The sequence below is a fragment of the Halostagnicola bangensis genome (assembly GCF_054653435.1).
Map to the genome: position 1 here is coordinate 198,461 of NZ_BAAIGG010000004.1, position 21,427 is coordinate 219,887.

Below are 21,427 nucleotides of genomic sequence, written 5' to 3' on the forward strand. Positions count from 1 at the left end.
AATCACGTTGGACGACGAGTGTGAGTCACGGATGCCGGGTCGGTCCGGACTTCGTTCAGCATATCAGTCGATAAACCAAATACTTATGTGTTATGGATATGATCTTACCGACATGGCAGACAGAGCCACTCATGGGGATAGATCCCTCAGCCGTCGGACCGTCTTAGGTGGTCTCGGCGCCGGGGGACTGACCTCGTTGTCGGGATGCATCGGCCTCTTTACCGGCGGCGGTGCCGTTCCGGACGGGGCCGGGAGCGACGATACCATCGTCACGTTCTGGGAGCGGTTCGGCGGTGGTGACGGCGAGGCGCTCGAGGGGATCGTCGAATCGTACAACGAAGACGCCAGTGGAACGTTTATCGATCGGCAGCGAATTCCGCCGGACGACCACTATGACCGCTTGTACACGTCGTTCACCGGCGGCGACGCACCCGACCTGACGATCACCCACGGAAGCGTGCTCGGTCAGTACAACGATTATTTCATGGATCTGAGCGACGAGTTCGCCGATCTCGAGGACGAGTACACTGAAGCGATCTGGGAAAGCGGCCAGTTCGACGACGAACAACTCGGGATTCCGATGGACGCCCACCCGCAGGGGATGTACTACAACAAGGACCTTTTCGAGGAAGCGGGGCTCGACCCCGAAGATCCGCCGGACGGCTACGACGAGTTCGCAGATGCCTGCGACGCCATCGTCGAAAACACCGACGCCTACGCGTTTCGGTCCGCGATTATCGACAGCGAGTTCTTCATGTTTCTCCGCCAGTACGGCGGACAGATGATCAACGAGGATAACACGGCGGTGAGATACGACGAGGAAGCCGGAATCAAAGCCGCAGAGTTCCTCTACGAAATCGGCGAACGGGGGTGGGACCACACCGATATGGCCGCCGGTCTGGACGGCTGGCGCGGCGGAAACGTCGCCATGGTCTACGAAGGAACGTGGGCGTATCCGGTCGCGGCCGGCGCCGAGTTCGACTGGGGCTACTTCAAACCGAATATCGCCCCGGACGTCGAACAGGTCGTTACCCGTGCGGACACGCACCTCGTTTCGGTTCCGGTACCTGAGCTACGCCACTCTTCGACGAGCGTGGAAACCGATGCAGGTATCGAGTTCACGAGGGAACTGACGACCGAATACATCGAGGAATGGGCGTTGAACGGCGGTCACCTGCCGGGGAGCATCGCCGCGACCGAATCCGATACGCTGCGGGAAGCAGAGTCCTGGAAAGTCCAGGGACCGCTACAGGAAATGGCTGCCGACGACGCCCTCGCGTATCCACCCCGAACCGAGTTCGGTAACCGGTGGTGGGAGCCGCTGAACGAAAACCTCGGCGAGCTGTACTCACATCGGATGGAACCCGAAGAAGCGATCGAAGACGCCGCAGAACGATCGAACCGAATCATCGAGGAAGAACGAGAGTGGACACTATGAGTACTGGTTCAGCAGCCGACACCGACCGATCGAAGGGATTGCTCGAGCGACTGCCGTTCGTTTCCGACAGTCGTTCGGCTCGAGAGAGCCTCGCGGGTATCGGGTTTGCGAGCCCGTTTCTCGCGCTGTTCGGTTTGTTCCTCCTCTTCCCGCTCGCGTACGGGTTCTACATCAGCCTGTTCAACTGGGATCCGGTCTTCACCGGCCAGTCTGAGTTCGTCGGACTGAGCAACTACACGCGAATGTTCGAGGACCCGGTGTTCTGGACATCCCTGACCAATAGCCTCCTGTGGACCCTGATGATCGTTCCGCTGGTCATTACGGTACCGCTCGTGCTCGCACTCGCTGTCACCAAAGACGTGAGAGGCAAGTGGTTCCTCCGGACGGTGTTTTTCAGTCCGAGCATGCTCACGGTCGCCGTCGTCGCGCTCATCTGGATGCAGCTGTACGAGCCGACGTACGGTCCGATAAGCTACTATCTCGGCTTCATCATGGAGAACCCGCCGAACTGGCTGAACTCCCACACGTACGCGATGCCGGCGGTCGTGATCGCTTCATTGTGGGGCGGCATGGGCGTCAATTTCGTCATCTTCATCGCCGCCCGCCAGGGGATCCCCGAACGCCTCTACGAGGCGGCACGACTGGACGGAGCGAGCACGTGGCAGATGTTCCGGGACATCACGCTCCCCCAGATGAAACACGCGCTGCTGTTCGTCATGATCACGTCCCTGATCGCATCGTTCCAGGTGTTCGAGATAATCTTCATCATGACAGACGGCGGCCCCGGACAGAACACCCAGACGATGGTCGTCTTCCTCTACGAGGCGGCCTTCGGCAACCAGAACTTCGGCTACGCCGCGGCGATCGGCTACGTCCTGTTCGTGATCCTATTCGTCATCTCGGTCGCGAACTACTACCTGCTCGAGGGGTACACGTCTCGGGTCGAGGGGGAAGTCATCGAGGGTGATACCAATGAGTAACGAAACACAGTACGCGCGCGGCTACGAAATTGGCGGCATCGAAATCAGTAAAAGTCAGGTGCGATCCGTCGTCCTCCACCTCGGACTGTACGGCTTTGCAGGGCTGTTCCTGGTTCCGTACGTGTGGATGGCCTCGACGTCGATCAAACCCGAACACCTCATCTACGACTCCAGTCCGCACTGGTTGACCACGGACATCACCTTCGAGTGGTATCGCGTGATCCTGTTCGAATCTCCCGTCGTCTCGTGGACGATCGCGACGTTTGCCCTCGCGGCCGTCGGAACGATAGTCGTCGTCCTCGTCGACTCGATGGCCGCCTACGCGCTGGCCCGACTCGAGTGGCCGGGTCGACGAATCGTGATGGGAATCATCCTCGCGAGTTTCATGGTTCCCGCGGCCGTCAACCTGATTCCGATCTACGCGATCGTCTCCGAGCTCGGGCTCGTGAACAACCTGCTGGGGATCATCTTCCCGTACGCGGCCGGCGTCTTCGGCGTGTTCATGCTCTACCAGTTCTTCAAGAACATTCCCGAGGAACTCGAGGAAGCCGCAAGACTCGACGGCTTTTCGACGACCCGGATCTTCTTCCGGATCGCCGTCCCGATGCAGTTCCCCGCGATCGCCGCGCTGGGACTGTTCTCGTTCATCGGGCTGTGGAACTCCTTTCTCTGGCCGCTGATCATCCTCCAGAACGAGGCGATGTACACGCTCCCGATCGGCCTCGTGACCCTCGAGACCCAGGAAGTGACCGATCCGGGGCTCGTGATGTCCGGCGCGATCATCGCCTCGGCGCCGCTTTTGATCCTGTTCCTGGCGATGCAGGATTACCTGTTCAAAGCGGTCGCATTACAAGGGACGGTGAAATAACGTGTCGGCGACCATCGATTCGGACGGCGAACGGTTCATGTCAGCTGTCGGCGAGACCGGCCGGTTCGTCTTCCAGAACATCCACCGGCTTATCGTCGTGAGCGTGGGCTGGTTCCTCGCGTCGCTCCCAGTGATCACCGCCGGCCCGGCAACGCTGGCCGCCTACGCCGCGATCCAGTCGATGCGCTCGAGTCCGGCGGGAACGATCGATCGGACTCACGTCCGTCACGTCGTCAAAACGAACGGCGCAAACGCCGCCGCCCTCGGTCTCTTACCGGCCGTGTTCACCGTTATCGGCTCGCTGTACCTCTATCAGTACGCCGTTACGGGAGCGCTTCAGTTCGGCGCGCTCGGCGTGCTCGGCGTTACGGCGGGCATGTACGCCGTCATCATGCTCATTCCGACATTCGTCTCGATGGCCGGTGGGGCGTCGATGGGTGATTCCCTTCGAACCGCTCGCACGTGGACGGCCGGTCGGCCGACGCTCAGCCTAACGACGCTGGTGCTCACGACCGCCGTTGCGATCGTCACGATCCTGTTAATGGTCGCGTTCGTCCTCATCTTCGCCGGAATCGCCTTTAGTTATCACGTGGTCCTCTACGGCGAGGATCGACCGCAGAGACGATCAACCGACCACTCGACTGCGAGGACGATCACGCCATGAACACACCGAGCACGAATCGATCGACCGTAGGCGAGTGGGCGGCCGTCAGCTTCGCCCACCCAACGCGAAATGAGCATCGACCGAAGAAACAAGACACTAGCGACCAATACACACAATACCAATGAGCGATATCAGCTTCGAGAGCGTCCGGAAGGTGTACAACGAGGAAATCATCGCGGTCGACGACTTCGATATGACCATCGAAGACGGCGAATTCGTCTCCATCGTCGGCCCATCGGGGTCGGGGAAATCGACGCTGTTGCGCATGATCGCCGGCCTCGAGGAGATCTCGAGCGGAACGATTTCGATCGGCGATCGACCGGTCAACGAGATTCCCCCACAGCATCGGGGGGTCGCAATGGTCTTTCAGAACTACGCGCTGTATCCCCACATGAACGTGCGAAAGAACATGTCTTACGGGTTGAAACTCACGAGCGATCTTCCCAAAGACGACGTGAGAGAACGCGTCGAGGAAGCCGCGGAGATGATGGGGATAGAGGATCTGTTGAACAAGCGCCCAAGCGAGCTTTCGGGCGGCCAACAACAGCGGGTTGCGACCGGCCGTGCAATCGTTCGGGACCCCGATGTCTTCCTGATGGACGAGCCGCTTTCGAACCTCGACGCGAAGCTCCGGCTCCACATGCGCACTGAGCTCCAGCGGATTCAGGACGATCTCGAGACGACCACGGTGTACGTCACGCACGATCAGGAGGAGGCGCTGACGATGAGTGACCGAATCGTGGTCCTCGACGCGGGCGATCTTCAGCAGGTCGGAACGCCGGAGGAAGTGTTCGAGCAACCTGCAAACCTGTTCGTCGCACGCTTCATCGGGAGTCCGACGATGAACTTCCTCGAGGTAAGCTACGACGAGGGGGCGCTCGTCGGCGATGGGTTTAGCGTCGATCTTCCGGCGGCAATGGTGGATCGGATCGAAGCTGGACGGTCGGGATCCGGGCTCCGGCTAGGGATTCGACCCGCGGCGCTGTCAATTTCGGATGAAACCGATGAGTGCCGAATTCCCGCAGAGATAGACGTCGTCGAACCCGCTGGGAGCGACACGTACGTCTACCTGGAGCGCGACGGTACCGAACTCACCGTCCGAACGGAGAGTAGCACGGAAATTACGGCTCAGGGCGCAGTAGAGGCAACGTTCGACGTGTCGGACATCCACGTCTTCGACATCGATAGCGAGCAAAACCTGCTACTCGACGAAGGGGAAGACGTCTCGATAGAAGCGACCGCCTCGAGCGCGTCGTCGGCGTCCAAGACGTAGTTAGCGTCTCAGGGACGTTGTTAGCGGCTCAGAATTGTTGTTAGCGGCTCAGGGACGTATTTCGTGAACGGGAACCGATTAACTGGCCCGTTTGCGATTCAGCCGACACCGCGACGATCGCTTGCCGGATAGCGGTTCTGACACGTCGAGAGGCGTCGGGTTCGAACGCAGAAGGGGTCGTCACTCGAACAGAGTGTAAAATCGTGGTTTCGGTACGGAGACGAACAGCGAGTGAGTCGGTCGGATTCTTTAGTTGTAACTCATAATCCAATAGCTATAATGAGTACTATTATTATCTCGCAACGCACAATAATATGCGTGGCTACCAATAACAATCACATCGACTCGAGTAGCGCGTGCTCCCGCCGCACGTACCTCGCTCTGAACGGCGCGGCCGCGACCGGTCTACTGGCCGGCTGCACCGATTCCGGGTCCGACGGCGACGAACAAGCGGACGAGCCGATGGAAGCGACGGTGACGGCAAATGACGACGAGCGCGGTGATCGAACGGTTCCTGAGACGCTGTTCGGTCGGTTCGCCGAACACTACGGCTATCACGAGATATATCCGGGTATCTACGCGGAACACGTGACAAACACCTCGTTCGTCGACTGGCCCCAGATTCACGGAAACGACTCGCACGTCTACGGAATGGACCAGATCGGCGAATACGACGACGTCCCGTTTCCGTGGGAACCGATGGGTGAGAACGTAACTCTCGAGCGGCCCGACGAGGGAGGCGTTCGCGGCTACGGAACGTGGGAGTCCGATGGCGGCTGGCCGGAAGTGGGTCAAGAATACAGGGACACCCACCAGCGAATCATCCCGGAAGATGGTAAATACGGAATTCGTCAACAACTCGTCCTCCCCGACTGGCGAACGCTCACCTACGAGTTCGCCGTCTCGGCCAGAGCCGAAGGTATCGACGACCTCGAGGTCCGCTTGACCGCCCCCGATGGCGATGAACTGGCGAGCGTAGTGATCGATGATCTCGCTGACGAATGGGATCGATACGAGGAGATCGAACTCGAGTTGCGCGACCAAAGCGGGAGTCAACTCGAGGGGGGATCGCTCGACGAAATCGAGTCGCCCTACGGCGAATACGTTCTCGAAATCGTCACCGAAGGGACGGGCCACGTGGATCTCGACTGGGTTTCGCTCATGCCGGACGATGCCGTCAACGGGAAGTTCAATCCGACGACGGTCGATCTCATGGAGGACCGCAACGTCAGCCTCCTGAAGTGGCCCGGCGGGAACGTCACCAGCACGTACAAGTGGGAAGACGGGATCGGTCCGCTCGAGGATCGTCCGATCAGGCCGAACGTCGTCTGGGACGGGCTCGATACCAACCAGATGGGGACGGCCGAGTACGTCGAGTTTTGCGAATTGACGGACGTGGAGGCGACGATTACCGTCGGTGTGACCGTCGACGAAGACGACGAGCGGGAGTTCCAGCCCCCAGAACCGATCACGCCCGAGGACGCCGCAAACTGGGTCGAGTACTGCAACGGTGACGTGGACACCGAATACGGCGCGCTTCGCGCGGCGCATGGCTACGAGGAACCCTTCGGTGTCGAGGTCTGGGAGGTCGGCAACGAAGTCTGGGGCGGATGGCAAGCCGGCGGCACCCACGATCCGGAGCTGTTCGCCGAGCGAGTGACGGAGTTTGCCGCGGCGATGCTCGAGGTCGACGACTCGATTACGATCATCCCGGACGGCATGGATCCGAAATACGACGATCCGGAACTGCCCGATCCACGGGAGTGGAACGAAGCGCTCTTTGAGATCGCGGGCGAGTACCTCGACGGAATCGGCATGCATCGGTACAACTGGGGAATCCGCGAGGAAGACTCGGGGAGCGTCGAGGAGTGGAAAGACGAACACGACGCGGACGGCATCGACTACAGCGAGGTGCTGATCATGTTCCCGACCCAGTTCGGGGAGCTGTTGGCCGAAACCGCGCAGAAAGCAGAGGAAGCCGGCCTCGAGGATACCCACATCATGGTCGGCGAGTGGGGGCTGTACCCGACGGTCGCCGAGGGCGATCCGTGGCCCGGAATGCCCACGATGGCCGGGGCGTCGTACGTCGCGGGAATGTACAACGCGTTCATTCGGGAAAGCGACCACGTGCGGAGAGGGTGTCACACCCACCTCCCGGTTCGAATGTTTCCGCCGGAACACGTCGAGCACCCGGCGAATCCGAACCCGTTGAAGCCGGTCGGGTACACGCTCCGGTTGTACGCGAGTGCGTTCGAGGGAGACGAAGAGTGGGAGGTGATCGAAACCAGCGTCGACAGCGAAACGCGCGACATCCCCGAGACCGGCTACCGAATCCGAGCGATGGACGACATTTCCTACGTCGACTCGACGTCGATGGCGACGCCGGAAACAGACGCGTTCTGTGCGTTCCTCACCAACCGAAACCTTCGGGAGGACGCATCCGTGACCCTCGAGGTGCCAGAGCCGTTCGACGGTGCGGAGGCGGAGGTGATCATCCAGCGGCCGACGGACGACCCGCACGACCCGCAGGAAGGAGTCGGTGAGTTTCCCGATGCGTGGTACGACTGGGACGATCTCGAGGGGTACGAAATCGACGAACACGAATCGATGGTTGAAGACGGCTCGCTGACGATACCGCTCGAACGCTCCGCAGTCGCACGCGTTCGAATCGACGCGTAAGACGGTTCGGGGCGGTTCGTAGCGACTCGAGGAGATTGCCAGAAGGCGAAACGTTACGGATGTTCAACGTGTTAACACACCAATGGAAGACTTCCCCCACGTCGAGTCAATCAGCCTGACCGACGTCACGATCGACGACCAGTTCTGGAACTCGTGGCTCGAGACGAATCGCGAGGTAACCCTCGAGTACCAGTACGAACAGCTCGAATCGAGCGGCTGTCTCGAGAATTTCCGGCGGGTCGCCGACGGAAAACCGGCGGGTTCGAGGGAATGTGGTTCGCCGATTCGGACGCCTACAAGTGGCTCGAGGCCGCAAGCTACGTGCTGGCAGACGAGGACTCGAATCGCGGTGACGATCGTAGCGACGCGCGACGAAACGAACTCCAGAATCGAGTCGACGAGACCATCGGCCTCGTCGCCGGCGCGCAGGACGAAGACGGCTATCTCAACACCTACTTCACGCTCGAGGAGCCCGAAAAGCGCTGGACGAATCTCAACATGATGCACGAGCTTTACTGTGCGGGCCACCTCATCGAGGCGGCCGTCGCACACTATCGCTCGACCGGCGATCGATCGCTGCTGGACGTGGCGACGCGATTTGCAGATCACATCGACTCGCGAGTCGACGACGAAATCGACGGTGCGCCGGGCCACCAGGAGATCGAACTCGCCCTGGTGAAACTCGCTCGCGTCACGGGCGAGGATCGATACGTGGACCTCGCAAAGACGTTCGTGGACCGGCGCAGCAGGGCGGATCGCTTCGAACGGGAGTTCGAACGCGTCGAAGATATTGCCGGCTACGATCCCGACGACGGCGGCATCGCGACGGACGCTCGAGGTGCCTTCTACGAGGACGGCGAGTACGACGGGCAGTACGCGCAAGCGCACGCTCCGCTCTCCGAGCAGGAAACGATCGAGGGCCACGCCGTTCGGGCGGTGTACTTCTACACGGGCGTCGCGGCCATCGCTGCGGAAACCGGAGACGGGGATCTGGTCGCACGGCTCGAGACGCTCTGGGAGAACATGACGAGAAAGCGCATGTACGTCACTGGCGGGATCGGCTCGAGCGAGCACGGCGAGCGCTTCACGGAGGATTACGATCTCCCCAACGAAACCGCCTACGCCGAGACCTGTGCGGCGATCGGGAGTCTCTTCTGGAATCAGCGACTGTTCGAACTCACCGGAAACGCGAAATATACCGATCTGATCGAACGAACGCTGTACAACGGCGTCCTCTCGGGCGTCTCGGTTGACGGGACCGAGTTCTTCTACGACAATCGCCTCGAGAGCAGCGGCGACCATCACCGCCGAGGGTGGTTCGACTGTGCGTGCTGTCCGCCAAACGTCACGCGGTTGCTCGCCTCCCTCGAGGAGTATCTGTACGCGGCTTCCGGGGGTTCACTCTACGTCAACCAATATATCGGGAGTACAGTTTCGACGACGGTCGAGGATTGCGCGGTCGAACTCGAGCAGACGTCGGCGTTTCCGTGGGGCGAAGACGTCACTATCGACGTACGAACCGCGGAGCCGACGACGTTCTCGCTCGAGCTCCGGGTACCGAGCTGGTGTTCCGACGCGACCGTTCGCATCAACGGGGAGCCGATCGGCGTGGACGAGGACGTGACCTCCGGTGACAACGGCGAGTACGCCACGATCGAACGCGAATGGGACGACGATCGAGTCGAGGCGACGTTCGCTCGGTCGGTCGTCCCGATGCGAACCCATCCCGCCGTCGGGGAAAATTGCGGTCGCGTCGCGCTCACTCGAGGGCCGCTGGTGTACTGTCTCGAAGGGGTAGACAACGACCGCCCGCTCGACCAGTACAGTCTCGAGCTGGACGGCGGGTTCGATTCGCGTGTCAGCGGCGAACTCGGCGATTCGCTCAAGGGCGTGAACGGGTCGGATCCGGTCGTCATCGATTGCGACGCGATCGTTCCTTCGCTCGAGTCGTGGAAATCCGAGCGGGAGTCGACGCGAACGGCGAACGCAACTTGCGGGGCCGATGTCGAAGCGCAACCGCCGCTGTATCAGCCCAGCGAAGACGTGGAATACGAGACGGAGTCCGTAACTGCCGTCCCGTACTTCCTCTGGGACAACAGAGCTCCCGGCGAAATGGCCGTGTGGATTCGCGGAGCGTCTCCGAGCCAGTAACCGCGACCCGCACGTTTATTGTGGACGCATGACAACGTGTTTCTAATGGTGAAGATCGCGTTTATCGGCGCTGGAAGCCATACGTTCACGCAAACGCTCGTCCGTGACGTACTCTCGTTTCCGGCGTTACAGGACTCGACGCTCAGCCTGATGGACATCGACGGCGACCGACTCGAGCGGATCGAAGCCGCGACGAACGTCCTTGTCGACGAACACGACCTTCCCGCGACCGTCGAAGCGACGACCGACCGGCGGGAAGTCCTCAAGGACGCGGACTACGTCATTACGATGATCCACGTCGGCGGTGTCGAGCCGGTTCGAAACGAGATCGAAATTCCACAGCGCTACGGCGTCAACCAGTCCGTTGGCGACACGCTCGGTCCCGGTGGCGTCTTCCGGGCACAGCGGACGATCCCGACGATGGTCGACATCGCCCGCGATATGGAGGAGCTGTGTCCGGACGCGCCGCTCTTACAGCACACGAACCCGATGGCGATGGTCTGTTGGGCCATCGATGAAGAGACCGACATCGACGTCTACGGGATCTGTCACAGTATCGTCGGTACGGCTCACGATATCGCATCCTACGTCGACGTCCCGTTCGAGGAACTCGAGTACTGGGTCGCCGGAATCAACCACATGGCGTGGTTCCTCGAGATTGAACGCGACGACCAGGATCTCTATCCCGAGCTTCGGAAGGCGACGGCGGATCCGGAAATTTACGCCCAGGACGTCGTTCGCTTCGAAACGATGGATCACTTCGGGTCGTTCATCACGGAGTCGAGTCACCACTTGAGCGAGTACCTTCCGTACTTCCGTCACGACACCGACGAAATCGAGCGACTCGTCAGGGCGAGCGCCTACGATCCAGACAAAGACGAGTTCGAGTACTCTCCCGTTTGCTGGCTTCCCACCGGAGCGTACTTCGATCAATGGAGCACGCTCGACCACGCCGATCAGTTCGACGAGGCCGAGATGGATCGTTCCCTCTCACGCTCCGGCGAGTACGCCGCGCGGATCATCCATTCCCTCGAGACCGGCGAACCTCGTCGGATGAACCTCAACGTTCCAAACGCGGGTCGGCTCATCACGAACCTTCCCGATGACGCGCTCGTCGAGGTCCCCTGTCACGTGGACAGAACGGGGGTCCGACCTTGCGCGGTCGGCGAACTCCCACCCCAGCTCGCCGCTCTCAACCGATCGAACGTCAACGTCCAGTCGCTCGCCGTCGACGCCTCACTGGAGCGCGACGAAGACACACTCCGGCAGGCGTTGAAACTCGATCCGTTGACGGCCGCAGTCTGTACGCTCGAGGAAATAGACGGAATGGTCGACGATCTGCTCGAGGCGAACGCGGAATACGTTCCCGAGTACGCGTAAGTGTAACCGACAGTCATCCACGTGGCTACAGCCGACCACGTGACCACAGTTAGCCGTGTGGGTCTTGCACAAAGTGTATAATCACGGACGTTGAACGGTCCGTATGGCCTACACAATCGCCGTTATCGGAACGGGTTCCGAACCGGAGAATCCCGGCAGTGACGGCTACGCCATGGCGTATCGCCACGCGGAAGCCTACGAATCGATCGAGGACTGCGAACTCGTCGCGTGTGCCGACCTCGTTCGTGCAAACGCCGAGGCGTTCGCGGACGAATTCTCCGTTGGGCAGGACCGGATCTTCGAAGATTACAGCGCGATGCTCGAAACGGTCGAGCCGGATATCGTTTCAGTGTGCGTGCCGCCGGCCGTTCACGACTCGATCGTTATCGACTGCGTTCGATCGGGAGTCGTCGACGCGGTTCACTGCGAGAAGCCGATGGACGACACGTACGGCGGCGCTCGGCAGATGGTTGAAGAAGCCGACCGTCACGACGTTCAGGTGACGTTCAATCACCAGCGGCGGTTCAGCGATCCCGTCCGGAGGGCGAAGGAACTCCTGGACGAGGGCGAAATCGGCGACCTCGAGCGAATCGAGTTCTCGGCACCGATCGGGATCTTTGACTACGGCTCTCACTCGTTCGATCTCTGTAACTACTTCAACGACGAAGCCGCGACCGAGTGGGTGATGGCGCAAGTGGATTACCGGGAGGAAAACGTGCAGTTCGGGGCGCACAACGAGAATCAAGCGCTCGTCTGTTGGGAGTACGAGAACGGCGTTCACGGGTTCGGAACGAGTGACGCAACCGGCGACGGCGGTCCGGCAGGAGCGGTCGGCTGTCACAACCGGTTGATCGGAACCGACGGAACGATCGAGGTCGGACCTACTGGGGACGATGACCTTCCATCGCTTCGGATCCGACGCGCCGGGGACGAAAACTGGACGGCCGTGGACACCGAGGGAGGCCTCCACGGCTGGGAGCTCGTCGAACGGGCGATCGCCGACGTCGTTGACGCCCTCGAGACGGGAGATGAGTCCGAACTCGGCGCCGGAAACGCGCTGAACGCGACCGAACTCATCTTCGCAGCCTGGGAGTCGTCCCGTCGACGCGGTCGCGTCGATCTCCCGCTCGAGATCGAGGACAACCCGCTCGAGGCAATGGTCGAGTCCGGCCAACTACAGCCCGAACCGGCGGAGGAGGAGTGACGTGGTGGACGTCTCGTTCTGTCTCGAGATGGTGTACGACGACGAGCCGTTCGCCGACCGGGTCGACCGTGCGGCCGATGCCGGTGCCGACGGCGTCGAGTTCTGGGACTGGCGCGAGAAAGAGCTGGAGACGATCGAAGCGGCGGCGAAAGAGGCGGGGCTTCCCATCGTCGGTTGCGTGGCGGGCGGAACGCTCACCGATCCAGCCCGGGCCGACGAGGCCGTCGAAACGATTCGGGAATCGATCGAAACTGCGAGCGAGATTGGCTGTCGATCGCTCATTTCGACGGTTGGCCAGGATCAGGCGGGACTCGAGCGGGACGTACAACACCAGAATATCGTCGAGGTGCTTTCGACCGTCGCTCCAGACGCTGAGGACGCGGGTGTGACTATCGTTGTGGAGCCGTTGAACGCGGCCGTCGATCATCCGGGGTACTACCTTACCTCCGCTCGCGAGGGATACGAGATCATCGAGGCGGTCGACTCGCCGAACGTCAAACTGCTGTACGACGTGTACCACCAACAGATCACGGAGGGAAATATTATCCAGAATCTCACGGAAAACATAGAATACGTCGGCCACGTTCACGTCGCAGACGTCCCCGGGCGACACGAACCGGGCACCGGCGAACTGAATTACGCGAACGTGGTTACGGCACTCGAGGACAGCGGGTACGACGGCTACGTCGGCCTCGAGTTTGCGCCAACCGAAGATCCGGACGAGGCGGTGGCGACGGCGCTGGACGCGCTCGACGCGCTTGACGGCGAAATCGGGTAGCGAGAGCGAGCGACCGGCGATACGGGGCCAATCCCCCTCGTCCGCCGGCAGAGCCAGTCGAGACGGAAGCGGGTCTCGAGCTACATCTCTGTCTCGAGTCGTTCGCCCCCGATGGCGACGGTAACCCCGAGGCCGAAGAGCACTATCGACGAGCTACCGACAACCGACAAGCGGGCGATGACCAACGCGTACGGTAAAGCGGGATCGGCGGGTACTGCACCGGAGGGCGATGGTGCTGGGGCAGACGGGAGCCGAGCGTCTCGATACGAGTACGCCCGATTGCGGAAAGCGCGGTCGGATGGTCCGAGTGCTGGCGAGATGAGCTTATAGCCGCAATTTGTTACATTCATATGTATGTAAAATGGATTTGTGAAAGTAACTCAAACGGGAGCTGAGATGAGATGTATCGTACCACCAGCTGGTAGGAGCGCAGATGTATATCGACCGAGTAAATCGAATGGAAAATCAGCTATTCGACTTAGCCGTACTTATTTTTAACTATTTAAATAATATTACAATATTCTAGTTGCAGAGAAAAGCCATATATTATTTGGGACGTTCTATCATCGTACCAATCAATCTATCCGGTATACTCGTTCGGGAGCCGTACCGAGAGCCGCAATTTTTATTCGTGAGTCGGGTGGATAATCAAATAATGACACCGAATGTCCCCCTCAGCACGGTTGGGAGAGCGTTCGAAATAATCGAATTCGTTCGCAATCAGGATGGCGCTACCATCGCAGAGATCACCGAGACACTCGAGCTCCCAAAAAGCACCGTGCACGATTACGTAAACACGCTTTCTCAACTCGGGTACCTGACCAACGATAACGGAACCTACGACCTCAGCCTTCGGTTTCTCACACACGGTCGGTACGTACAGAAAGACATCGCACTCGGCTCGGTCGTCCGGCCATATCTCGAGGACCTCGCGTCAAAGACCGGTGAAATCGTCTGGTACATCGTCGAAGAGGATGGCAAAGCGGTGTACGTTCAGAAGGCGACCGGAAACGACGCGCTCCAGCCGTACGCGTCGATCGGAACCCGGTGTGATCTCCACAGCATCGCCGGCGGAAAAGCAATCCTCGCGGCACTGCCGGACGACTACGTCGACAGGGTTATCGAAGAACGCGGTCTCGATCAGCGAACCGATCGAACGATCACGAGCCCCGGGGAACTCGAGGAAAGCCGTGACCGAATCGCGGAGCGCGGCTACGCGCTAAATCGGGGCGAAAATATCGACGGATGGCGTGCCGTCGCCAGTTCGATCGTCGTAAACGACGACCTCTACGGCGCGATCGCCGTGGCCGGTCCCGAAAACCGGCTCCGGGACGATCGATTCGAGACGACGATTCCGGAACTGACGACGGGGACTGCGAACGAAATTCAACTGCAATTGCGGAGTTCGGACGTGAACTGATACTGTCGGCTGTACGTCGTTCACAATTCTCGTCGCCTCGAGGATACGAGAATCATCACATAGTTACAGCCGGCAGTATGAGCCACGTAAATCGGCCGCGACGCTCACGCGAGTATCAGATACCATGACAGTCATTCGCAAGAGATTTATATTAATAATGTAGATAATCAGTGCATGGTATTGTCCAACCCACTCGTACCGTTTCTCGTCGGGTTAGTCGTCGTCGTCGCATTGCTCGTCTGGGTAAAGCTGCCGGCGTTTTTCGGGCTTATCATCGCGGCAATCGCCATCGGGGTCGTGACCCCAGAACTTCCCTTCGAGACGGTGCCAGCGACCGTCGCCGAAGAGTTCGGGGGCGTCATGGTGGACATCGGGATTCCCATTCTGATGGCCGCACTCATCGGGAAAACGCTGATGGACAGCGGGGCCGCAGAACGGATCGTTCGCGGGTTTCAGTCACTGACAGGGGAAAACAACTCCGAGTACGCCCTCATGGGCAGTAGTTACGTGCTGTCGATTCCGGTATTCTTCGACAACGTGTTCTTCCTGCTCGCGCCGCTCGGACGGTCGATGAAGGCAAAGACCGGCGTGAAATTTTCGCTGTATATCGCCGTCCTCTGTTCGGGTGCACTCGCGACGCACATGCTCGTCCCGCCGACTCCGGGTCCGCTCGCGATGGCCGGGGAACTCGGCGTCGACCTGGGGCTCGCGTTGCTGATCGGTGCCTCCCTGGCGTTACCCACGTCGCTGTTTGCCGGAATCGTCTACGGTCGATTCCTCCACAATCGCGAGGAGTTCCCGCTTCGCGAAGCGATGGGGTCGACGCCCGAAAGCCTGAAGCAAAAAGCCGAGCGACCAACCGACGAGCTTCCGGGGCTCCTCGAGTCGTCGCTCCCGGTCGCCGTCCCCGTCGTATTCATCGCGGGTGCAACGATCACCGACGCGATATTCGGCGAGGAAATGATCGTCCGGAACGTGGCGGCGTTTCTCGGAGATCCCAACCTCGCTTTGACACTCGCGGCCGCGATTTCGTCGTTCACGTTCTACAGAATGGAGATGGCCGGAGACCGGTCGCTGTTCAACGAGGAGCTAACTGAAGCTCTCAAGTCCGGGGGGAACATCACCGCGATTACTGCCGCGGGCGGGACGTTCGGCGGAATGATGGCGATAGCGGGTGTCGGCGACTACATCGCGACCGGTCTCGTCGAGTACGGGCTGCCGCTTCTGTTCGCCGGCTGGCTCATTGCGGCTATGGTTCGGGTTTCGCAAGGATCGGGCACGGTCGCTATCCTGACCGGGGCCGCGATGATGGCTCCCCTCACCGGCGATCTCGCCGCGAACGCCGTCTACATGATGATGGCCGTCGGATTCGGCGGGATGATCGCACCGTGGTACAACGACAGCGGTTTCTGGACGGTTAGCAAAATCGCGGGGATCACCGAGGAAGAGACGTTCAAGACGTACTCCGCAACGGCGACGATCATGTCGATAACCGGCTTGATCCTCGTATTGATCGCCGCGGCGATCCTTCCCGACCCATCGGTGATCCCCGAGGCGCTGTTCTGATCCGTAGACTCTTGACGGCGCGGGTTTTCGTGATGCCCGCAAGGTAGTGCGGGAAATTACAAGACCGAGTCAATCGAAATCCTAACTCAATCGAAATCGTAAGAGTCAGGCGATAACTGACCACCCTCGAGAGAAAGCGATTCAAGCGGTCCGACGGTTAACTCGTCTCGCGAGGACAGCTCATCCGCGACCGGTTCGGAGACGACGAGCGTATCAGGTTCCATCGTACTCGGAATTCGAGCGACGCGGAGGTTCTCGGCGCTGGAAATGCCGGTCGTCGAACACGTGAGCAAGAGCGCAGTCAGGTCGTCGGGAACCACGAACGGGAGCTTCGCTCGGTTCGTTTCGCCGCTCGTCGCGATATTGACGTACGTATCCTCGAAATCGATATCCGAGACGAAATCCCGGTGGACGAAGTCCGCGAGCCCGACACCGAGTGCGTTCCCATGAGAGGGGTCGGTCAGCGACCGAACGTACACTCGAGTGATGTTCGGCGATTCGGGTTCGTCCTCGCCGTGGAATCGGTAGCGTCCGAGGACGTTGGTATCCATCCCGGTTCCGGATTTCTCCTTTCCCGCCTCATCGACGACGAGCACGTCGAGATCATCGACCGGGAGTCGCGGAAAGTACTCACGGGCCATCTCGAGCAGTTCCGGCTCACGCTCGGGGATCCGTACGGCGTGGACGCCCTCGATGTGTGCCGCTCGGTCGGCCGCGTTCTCGATGAGTGCGATGCCGCCGACGATCGGCGTCTCCGAAAGCAGGACGTCCATCCTGTCACGGATGACAGCAGAGAAATCGGTGGCGATCGCGGCGTTGTGCAACGACTCCGCACCGCGGTGTTTGCCCAGACCGATCACGGCAATTTTCGAAAGCCCGCTTTCGACGGGACCGTTGAAGTCGGTGTGAACCTTGACCCGGTTTGCCAAAAGGATGGCATCGGCTTCGAGCGCGTCCTGTGCCGCGTACACGGGCCGACCCAACGAGTCGTCGCCGACGGCTTCGACCGCCATCGACGACCGAATTTCACACCCCATCGTCGCCTCCGTGATCCCGAGCGCCTCGAGGGTCCCCCGTTGTCCCTCGGCGGTCGCACCACCGTGACTCCCCATGGCCGGAATGATAAACGGATCGTAGCCTCGAGCCTGGAGTTCATCGATCGCGGCCGAAAGCGTCGCGGGCATGTCGTGAATACCGCGACTGCCCGCGGTAACGGCGATCTCGGCACCCGGAGAAAGTGAGCTACACGCGTCAATATCGTCGATAGCAGCTGTCGCCGCGGCCTCGACGTCGTCGACCCGATCGAGTTCGCGTTCACGGCGAACCGGCGCGAACCTGGGCAACTCCTCGAGCGTATGATCGTTCGCATCTCGGAGAACTTCGGCGTCGGGGAACTCGAGTTCCATCTTCATTCGGCACCCTCCACATCCGGTGGCGCTCGCTCACGTTCGCGGCGACGACGTGCCATGTCGGCCGCGACTTCGGTCGCATCAGTCAGACTAACCGAAGAGGCGATTCCCTCACCCGCGATATCAAAGGCTGTCCCGTGGTCGACGCTCGTTCGGATGATCGGCAATCCGACAGTCACGTTGACGCCGGAAACAGCGTCGCCGCTCGAGAATCCGAGCGTCTTGATCGGGATGTGGCCCTGGTCGTGATACATCGAGACCACGCAGTCGTACTCGCCACGGGCGGCCCGAACGTAGACGGTATCCGGCGACTCCGGTCCTATCACATCGATACCTTCGTCTCGAGCCCGCTCTATAGCGGGACGAATTTCGGCGTCGTCTTCCTCCCCCAGAAGGCCGCCATCGCTCGCGTGGGGATTGAGACCGGCGACAGCAATCGTCGGATCGTCGACGCCGAGATCACGAAGACCGACGTCTGAGACCCGGATCGTCTCGAGGACGTTTGCTTCCGTGACCAGCTCACAGGCCCGGACCAATGGAACGTGCGTGCTGACGTGGGTGACGACGAGATCGTCCTCAACGAGCATCATCGAATAGTTCTCAGTGTCGGTATAATCGGCGAGCATTCCGGTGTGGCCGGCGTACTCGCTCCCGGCGAGGCGAGTGGACTGCTTGTTGATCGGTGCCGTCGTAATCGCGTCGACAGACCCCGATTTCGCGAGTTCGATCGCCCGCTCGATATACTCGAGACTGGCCTGACCGTACTCCTCGCGAACGACGCCGTACTCGATATCGTCGACGTTGTTCAGATCGAGAATCGGAATCGTATCCGGACCGAAGGAGGCCGCTTCGACGGTATCGACGGATTCTATCGAGTGGCTCGACTGACAGACGTCGATAGCCGAACGCAGCACGTTTCCGTCCCCGACGACGATCGGGTTCACGTCTTCTCGAAGGCGTGCGTAGGCGTCGACGATGATTTCGCTTCCGATACCGGCGGGGTCTCCCATCGTTATAGCGACGACTGGGCGGTCAGTTTCGGTCATCATCGTCACATACGAAGTTGAGACAGTTAACTATACTCCCCTTCGATCCGAATCCGCCGGCTTTCGTCACGACGTGCGTTCCGGCGGCGGGTCCGTCGGCAATTTGACCTTCCGGAATCCCGTCTCCGACCGATTCGCCCGTGAGATCGATAGCCGTCGCCTCGAGACTTTCTAACACGCTCCGGGCCACGGAGCCGCCGGTACAAACGAGACTCGACGGGGAGGCCCGTTCGGTCGTCTCCGCCGCAGCGGTTGCGAGCGCAGCCGCGACTCGCCCACCTGCATTGCTATCGGTCGGCAGTTCAGCGCCAGCCTCGCGGGCGCGTTCGACATCCGCCCGTTCGGTCGCCCCGGTAACGACTGCCGTCCCGTACGAATCCAACCGATCGACGAGTTCGGTAACCGCTTCCCGACCGGTGTCTTTCGGCTTCCGAACGGCCGCGGCCGGGTTGAGACGGTAAACGTACTCGTCTGGAACGGCCGAGAGTTGCTCGAGTGTCTGTTCGTTGATGCTCCCGACGATACCCAGTGAGCCGCCGGTTGGACACGCCGAGGACAGGTCGGCCCCGGACGACAAGTCGGCCTCGGACAACAAATGGGCCCCCGACTGCTCGCGAGCCCCTAGCGCTTCCGAGGCGGACAACGCGGCTGCGAGCCCGCCGCTCCCGACGAACAGAACGGGCGCATCGAGCGACGTACCCGCCGATGCGATCGTCTCGAGATGGGTTTCAGTTGCCGCGTCGCACGTTACGACGACCGGCTCCGACTCGCACTCCGCCTCGAGTGCTGAACGCACGGTTTCGGTGCCTCGAGCAATTGTTTCCGTCCCGAGAGACACGACCCGATATCGTGATGATTCGAAAAAATCCTGGAGGTTCGAGGTGGACACGTCGTAGTCAGCGTCAGGGAGCGAGACACCGTTTACGAGGTGTTGTCCGTCCACCGTCCGCCGCCCCGTTGAGGGGAACGCGGGGGCCACCACCGCAACAGCTGGGCCGATCGCATCCATCGCCCCGTCGACCTCGGAAACGACGTTTCCTCGCAACGTCGAATCAATTTTTTTGTACACGAGCGGGACGTCGACGTTCAACAGCCCCGAAACGGCTTCTCGCGCTGTTTCGGGGGAAACATCCCGGGTGTTCATATCGACGGTAAGAACATCACAGTCGAGTTCCGACGGCGAGAGCGTCATTTCGCGGACCGGTTCGTACGCGGTACGCGAGGGCCCAGCAAGCCGTACCCGAACTGTCCGACCGTCAGCGGCAAACCCGTGTCCCGTATCCATCGCTCCAGTGAAATCGTCCGCAACGATGAGAGCGTCCATCACACATCTAGCTCTCAGGGGATGATACAAAACTGTTCGTCTCGAGAAGACACATATTCAGCGTCGAGCGCTACCTCCCGGACAACCATCTGATCTCGAAAGTCAAAGGGAAACCGTTCCAAGGACCCTAATCTATTTACTTGGTTGCGGTCATCGTACTCCCATGTCAATCGTTGCTGCGGTCGACGGTGGTGACGGATCGCCAGCGGTCGTCGATGAGGCAGTTACGCTGGCCGAACAGCTCGACGAGTCGCTTTACATCGTTTCGGTCTACGAACGATCGGAACACGAACACCTCGTGAATCAGGCCATCGATACGGATGATCCCGACTCGCCCGAGCGAAAAGAAGAAATCGCTCAACACGTCGCAACCGAAGCCGGGGAAAACGTTTCCCGCGACCACGAGGCCCACGGACGCCACGGTAATCCGGCCGAAGAGATAATCGAGTTTGCGAACGAAACCGATGCCCACTATATCGTTATTGGCGGCCGAAAACGATCGCCGGTCGGGAAAGCGCTGTTCGGCAGCGTCACCCAGTCGGTGCTCCTCGATGCAACCCAACCCGTCGTCGCGGCGATGCAGTAACTGAGAGGGATTATCGTAGCCAGCCGGATGGTTTGCCTCGCAGGGGTTGACACTGTGTTTCGATTCCCGAACAGGCAAGCTCTGAACTCCGACGATAATCCCTATGAGTCTCGGGGATCGATTTCGACGCCGGTGCAACAAATCTCGACACTAGTATTCAGGTTCAGTCCTCCTCGAAGGATCTCACGATTCACTCGAGTCCACTGATTCGAATAGCGAACGAATCGTGATCGCACACGTCACCGTAGCTGGTAAAGTAGATTAAAATTGATTTCTCATTCTTGGAACCCATATTCACGTGACGTTGAAAATACCGCTCGGATCTTCAGAACGCAATAGTTTGCAAAGCCACAATTTTTCTACAATAGGACCCATATTAGTATGTTATCTTCAATATTCAGAGATTTAGCAGACATATATGGATATCTTTTATATATTTAGGTACATAAATCATATTCGGTTCGTTCATAACCGGCTCCAATTTGACGTGCAAAAAGACACCCCAGGAATACCGAATCGAAAAGCCGTGTATCACCCGTATATCCACGCCTTTCGATCTTCGAAAGTCCAATGAGAGAGTGAAACAGAGTGACAGTCGGTGAAGATGTTTCCGGTAAGAAAGACGATTTTGAGACCGTCTGTATCGAGACAGTATGAGTAG

Annotated in this window: 17 protein-coding genes; 14 read left to right on the top strand and 3 right to left on the bottom strand. The window is 60.0% G+C overall.

Translation table 11 applies throughout. The annotated features are described in order from the left end of the window. The first annotated feature begins 112 nt into the window (after window positions 1–112). The 13 genes from ACYQ14_RS20745 (at window position 113) to ACYQ14_RS20805 (ending at window position 16,401) form a co-directional block, all read left to right on the top strand. The gene (locus ACYQ14_RS20745) at window positions 113–1,438 is read left to right on the top strand and encodes an extracellular solute-binding protein (RefSeq protein ID WP_459891061.1); all 1,326 of its coding nucleotides are present in this window, start codon (window positions 113–115) and stop codon (window positions 1,436–1,438) included. Further along, the gene (locus ACYQ14_RS20750; RefSeq protein WP_459891063.1) at window positions 1,435–2,418 is read left to right on the top strand and encodes a carbohydrate ABC transporter permease; all 984 of its coding nucleotides are present in this window, start codon (window positions 1,435–1,437) and stop codon (window positions 2,416–2,418) included. Before ACYQ14_RS20745 ends, ACYQ14_RS20750 begins: the two co-directional genes overlap by 4 nt. After that, window positions 2,411–3,286, top strand: coding sequence for a carbohydrate ABC transporter permease (locus ACYQ14_RS20755; RefSeq protein ID WP_459891065.1), 876 nt, complete (start codon window positions 2,411–2,413; stop codon window positions 3,284–3,286). Before ACYQ14_RS20750 ends, ACYQ14_RS20755 begins: the two co-directional genes overlap by 8 nt. A 1-nt stretch (window position 3,287) precedes the next feature. Next, complete coding sequence (locus ACYQ14_RS20760; RefSeq protein ID WP_459891067.1) at window positions 3,288–3,950, top strand: hypothetical protein; 663 nt, start codon at window positions 3,288–3,290, stop codon at window positions 3,948–3,950. Between the two features lie 121 nt (window positions 3,951–4,071). Further along, window positions 4,072–5,223: an ABC transporter ATP-binding protein gene (locus ACYQ14_RS20765; RefSeq protein ID WP_459891069.1), complete on the top strand. Its 1,152-nt coding sequence runs from the start codon at window positions 4,072–4,074 to the stop codon at window positions 5,221–5,223. A 318-nt stretch (window positions 5,224–5,541) separates the two neighbouring features. Further along, window positions 5,542–7,902, top strand: a complete 2,361-nt coding sequence (locus tag ACYQ14_RS20770) for an alpha-L-arabinofuranosidase (protein ID WP_459891071.1) — start codon at window positions 5,542–5,544, stop codon at window positions 7,900–7,902. Window positions 7,903–8,172: 270 nt separating this feature from the next. Continuing rightward, window positions 8,173–10,053: a glycoside hydrolase family 127 protein gene (locus ACYQ14_RS20775; RefSeq protein ID WP_459891073.1), complete on the top strand. Its 1,881-nt coding sequence runs from the start codon at window positions 8,173–8,175 to the stop codon at window positions 10,051–10,053. A gap of 45 nt (window positions 10,054–10,098) precedes the next feature. Then, entirely contained in the window at window positions 10,099–11,433 is a 1,335-nt protein-coding gene (melA, locus tag ACYQ14_RS20780; protein ID WP_459891075.1) for an alpha-galactosidase, read from the top strand. 103 nt (window positions 11,434–11,536) lie between these two features. Continuing rightward, the gene (locus ACYQ14_RS20785; RefSeq protein ID WP_459891077.1) at window positions 11,537–12,637 is read left to right on the top strand and encodes a Gfo/Idh/MocA family protein; all 1,101 of its coding nucleotides are present in this window, start codon (window positions 11,537–11,539) and stop codon (window positions 12,635–12,637) included. Window position 12,638: 1 nt separating this feature from the next. Further along, a complete protein-coding gene (locus tag ACYQ14_RS20790; RefSeq protein ID WP_459891079.1) occupies window positions 12,639–13,415 on the top strand; it encodes a hydroxypyruvate isomerase family protein in 777 nt (258 codons plus the stop codon). Window positions 13,416–13,526: 111 nt separating this feature from the next. Then, window positions 13,527–13,745 (top strand): hypothetical protein, encoded by a 219-nt coding sequence (locus ACYQ14_RS20795; RefSeq protein WP_459891081.1) that lies wholly within the window; start codon window positions 13,527–13,529, stop codon window positions 13,743–13,745. A 325-nt stretch (window positions 13,746–14,070) separates the two neighbouring features. After that, window positions 14,071–14,835 carry an IclR family transcriptional regulator gene (locus ACYQ14_RS20800; RefSeq protein ID WP_459891083.1) on the top strand — a complete coding sequence of 255 codons (765 nt, stop codon included), beginning with the start codon at window positions 14,071–14,073 and terminating at the stop codon, window positions 14,833–14,835. A gap of 174 nt (window positions 14,836–15,009) precedes the next feature. Further along, complete coding sequence (locus ACYQ14_RS20805) at window positions 15,010–16,401, top strand: GntP family permease (RefSeq protein ID WP_459891085.1); 1,392 nt, start codon at window positions 15,010–15,012, stop codon at window positions 16,399–16,401. Window positions 16,402–16,487: 86 nt separating this feature from the next. Here ACYQ14_RS20805 and ACYQ14_RS20810 read toward each other — a convergent pair whose 3' ends face one another. The 3 genes from ACYQ14_RS20810 to ACYQ14_RS20820 are packed head-to-tail and all read right to left on the bottom strand — an operon-like array spanning window position 16,488 to window position 20,180. Next, window positions 16,488–17,807 carry a nickel pincer cofactor-dependent isomerase, group 22 gene (locus ACYQ14_RS20810; protein ID WP_459891465.1) on the bottom strand — a complete coding sequence of 440 codons (1,320 nt, stop codon included), beginning with the start codon at window positions 17,805–17,807 and terminating at the stop codon, window positions 16,488–16,490. 2 nt (window positions 17,808–17,809) lie between these two features. Continuing rightward, window positions 17,810–18,856, bottom strand: coding sequence for a 4-hydroxythreonine-4-phosphate dehydrogenase PdxA (gene pdxA, locus ACYQ14_RS20815; RefSeq protein WP_459891087.1), 1,047 nt, complete (start codon window positions 18,854–18,856; stop codon window positions 17,810–17,812). Continuing rightward, entirely contained in the window at window positions 18,843–20,180 is a 1,338-nt protein-coding gene (locus tag ACYQ14_RS20820; RefSeq protein ID WP_459891089.1) for a four-carbon acid sugar kinase family protein, read from the bottom strand. The genes pdxA and ACYQ14_RS20820 overlap by 14 nt, the downstream gene beginning before the upstream one ends. 163 nt (window positions 20,181–20,343) lie before the next feature. Between ACYQ14_RS20820 and ACYQ14_RS20825 the strand changes: the two genes are divergently transcribed. Then, window positions 20,344–20,766 (top strand): universal stress protein, encoded by a 423-nt coding sequence (locus ACYQ14_RS20825; RefSeq protein ID WP_459891091.1) that lies wholly within the window; start codon window positions 20,344–20,346, stop codon window positions 20,764–20,766. Window positions 20,767–21,427 lie beyond the last annotated feature (661 nt).

Excerpts from the sequence above, each read along its gene's own strand:
- ACYQ14_RS20800 (WP_459891083.1), top strand. The coding sequence starts at position 14,071 with ATGACACCGAATGTCCCCCTCAGCACGGTTGGGAGAGCGTTCGAAATA.
- melA (WP_459891075.1), top strand. The coding sequence starts at position 10,099 with ATGGTGAAGATCGCGTTTATCGGCGCTGGAAGCCATACGTTCACGCAA.
- ACYQ14_RS20820 (WP_459891089.1), bottom strand. The coding sequence starts at position 20,180 with ATGGACGCTCTCATCGTTGCGGACGATTTCACTGGAGCGATGGATACG.
- ACYQ14_RS20765 (WP_459891069.1), top strand. The coding sequence starts at position 4,072 with ATGAGCGATATCAGCTTCGAGAGCGTCCGGAAGGTGTACAACGAGGAA.
- ACYQ14_RS20805 (WP_459891085.1), top strand. The coding sequence starts at position 15,010 with ATGGTATTGTCCAACCCACTCGTACCGTTTCTCGTCGGGTTAGTCGTC.
- ACYQ14_RS20825 (WP_459891091.1), top strand. The coding sequence starts at position 20,344 with ATGTCAATCGTTGCTGCGGTCGACGGTGGTGACGGATCGCCAGCGGTC.
- ACYQ14_RS20810 (WP_459891465.1), bottom strand. The coding sequence starts at position 17,807 with ATGGAACTCGAGTTCCCCGACGCCGAAGTTCTCCGAGATGCGAACGAT.
- ACYQ14_RS20795 (WP_459891081.1), top strand. The coding sequence starts at position 13,527 with ATGGCGACGGTAACCCCGAGGCCGAAGAGCACTATCGACGAGCTACCG.
- ACYQ14_RS20750 (WP_459891063.1), top strand. The coding sequence starts at position 1,435 with ATGAGTACTGGTTCAGCAGCCGACACCGACCGATCGAAGGGATTGCTC.
- ACYQ14_RS20755 (WP_459891065.1), top strand. The coding sequence starts at position 2,411 with ATGAGTAACGAAACACAGTACGCGCGCGGCTACGAAATTGGCGGCATC.
- pdxA (WP_459891087.1), bottom strand. The coding sequence starts at position 18,856 with ATGACCGAAACTGACCGCCCAGTCGTCGCTATAACGATGGGAGACCCC.
- ACYQ14_RS20775 (WP_459891073.1), top strand. The coding sequence starts at position 8,173 with ATGTGGTTCGCCGATTCGGACGCCTACAAGTGGCTCGAGGCCGCAAGC.
- ACYQ14_RS20785 (WP_459891077.1), top strand. The coding sequence starts at position 11,537 with ATGGCCTACACAATCGCCGTTATCGGAACGGGTTCCGAACCGGAGAAT.
- ACYQ14_RS20745 (WP_459891061.1), top strand. The coding sequence starts at position 113 with ATGGCAGACAGAGCCACTCATGGGGATAGATCCCTCAGCCGTCGGACC.